At 61.2% G+C, this 2,229-nt stretch carries 1 protein-coding gene; it reads left to right on the forward strand.

Going from position 1 to position 2,229, the window contains the following annotated elements; all coding sequences use genetic code 11:
* Positions 1-622: 622 nt before the first annotated feature.
* A partial coding sequence (ltrA, locus tag MTBSS4_RS17845; protein WP_217425579.1) for a group II intron reverse transcriptase/maturase occupies positions 623-2,229 on the forward strand: 1,607 nt, incomplete at its 3' end.

The following is a 2,229-nucleotide window of genomic DNA, read 5'->3' on the forward strand; positions in this document are numbered from 1 at the left end:
GCGCGACGTAATAGCACGGGTTCGCGCAAATGAGTGTAACTACCCGTGCTGAACTGATCAATGACCGGCAGTTAAAGGAGCTGCCTCGACATGAGATGAGCATAGTCGAAAGGGGGCCGCAAGCTCAAGACGGGATTCGACGTCTTGAGTGAAATGCGCAGAGCGGCCTTAACTGTCCGGATATGGGGCTGTCTCCCCTGAGCCGGGCTACCGCAGGACCTATGACGAGGAATACGAAACCCGTGTCAGAAGCCTCAGACATAAAGACAGAGATCCCCCGCAACGCGAGACAGCGTGGGGGCATGGTGCGCGATCCGGATCGGCTGACTGAACCGGTCTGGGCATGTCGTTTCAAGCGGCGTGGCCGTTGGCGTCCTCATCGGTGGCCAGCGGACAGAGCATCCTGGGGTAAAGCGGGTCGTCTACGGGTCCATGGGTTGTTGATCGGAACGTCGGAACTCAGGCGTGACCGCCGACCGGTAGCGGGTCGGCTAGCCTTCGAAGTCAGGAGAAGGTCATGACTGAGGGCAGAGTTCCCGTAGTAGTCCGAGGTCGGGAGAGCCGGCCACATGGCGAAGGGGAACAGGTATCGATAAGAATTTGCGAGAAGGAGAAACAAGCGGTGGACACCGATTATCAGGCCGATACGGACTGGCTTCTCAACATTCAGCGCAAACTCTTTGTGTGGAGCAGGACCGAACCGGACGGCGCTTATCGGGATATGTGGAACTGGGTCACAGACCCCCACAATCTCCGAGTGGCGTGGAAGCGGGTCGCGAGTAATCGCGGTGCCCGTTCGTCCGGGCCGGACAGGTTGACCGTGCGTACCATCCAGGACCGCATTGGGGTGGATCACTTTCTGGCCGACACGCGGCGGCGGCTCCGAACTGGAGCCTACCAGCCGACGCCGGTCCGGCGGGTGATGATCCCCAAGCGGGGAAAGCCGGGGCAATTCCGGCCCCTGGGGGTGCCGACGGTCCGGGACAGGCTGGTGCAAGCCGCTGTCCTGCAATTGCTTGAGCCGATCTTCGAGGCGGTCTTCATGCCCGTCTCGTATGGCTTCCGGCCGCGCAAGGCGGTTCGCGATGCGGTGGAACACATCCGCAATGCGATCCGTCCCACCGGCAAGAAGACTGGAAAGGATTGGCCTCGTCCACCCTACCAATGGGTGATCGAAGGTGACATCAAGGGATGCTTCGACAACATCGACCATCACCATGTCATGACCCGGCTTCGCAGTCGGGTCGGCGACATCAAGGTGTGCCGACTCGTCCTGGCATTCCTCAAGGCCGGTGTCCTGGCGGATGGTGCATTGCTGCGCACCCCTGCCGGAACACCGCAAGGTGGCGTTTTATCCCCGCTGCTGGCGAATATCACTCTGTCAGCCATCGAGGAACGGTACGAGCGTTTCGTGGCCCAGCGCAAGACGCGCGACGGCAAACCCTACGCCCGGCCCGGAGACGCCATCCGCAAATTCCGCCATTACGAGCGGAAAGCGGGCCGACCGGTGTTCCTTCCCATCCGGTATGCAGACGATTTTGTGGTGCTCGTCGAAGGCAGCCAAGAACAGGCCTTCGCCGAGAAGGAGGACCTCGCGACCTTCCTGCGGGACGAGATGAAACTCACCCTCTCGCCGGAAAAGACGCGGGTCACGTCCCTGACCGAGGGCTTCGTCTTCCTCGGTCACAGGATTCGACTGCGCTGGGACAAAAGGTGGGGCTACTGGCCCCGCGTGGAAATCCCCCGCGACAGAATCAAGGACATCCGCCACCGCATCAAGCAATGGACCACTCTCGGGCGTCAACGTCTCTCTTTACAAGAAGTCATTGATGACCTGAACCCGCTGATTCTGGGTTGGGGACGCTTCTACCAGCACTGCTACGGCGCCAAGCGCGTATTCTCATCCATAGACCACTATGTTTGGGACCGGGTGCGGCGTTGGCTGCGTAAGAAGTTCCCGAAGACACCCCGCATGGAAATCCGCCGCCGCTACTGGCGGCGACTTCCGGGTCGCCCGCGTAACGCATGGATCGATCAACGACCCATCGCATTCGTCGGCGACATCAAGGTTGGGCGTCACAATCTCAGGCTTCTGCGGTATCCCGCCTACGCAGAACCGGTACTGGAGAGCCCGGTGCATACCGAAAGGTGCCCGCCGGGTTCGGGAGCGGGGGAAGAGGAAACCACCGGGGGCAACCCCGGCATCGGCGCCTCCTCCCCACGCTCATT

Origin of the sequence: Magnetospirillum sp. SS-4 (assembly GCF_902729425.1) — a bacterium.
In the GTDB taxonomy this organism is placed as follows: Bacteria; Pseudomonadota; Alphaproteobacteria; order Rhodospirillales; family Magnetospirillaceae; genus Phaeospirillum.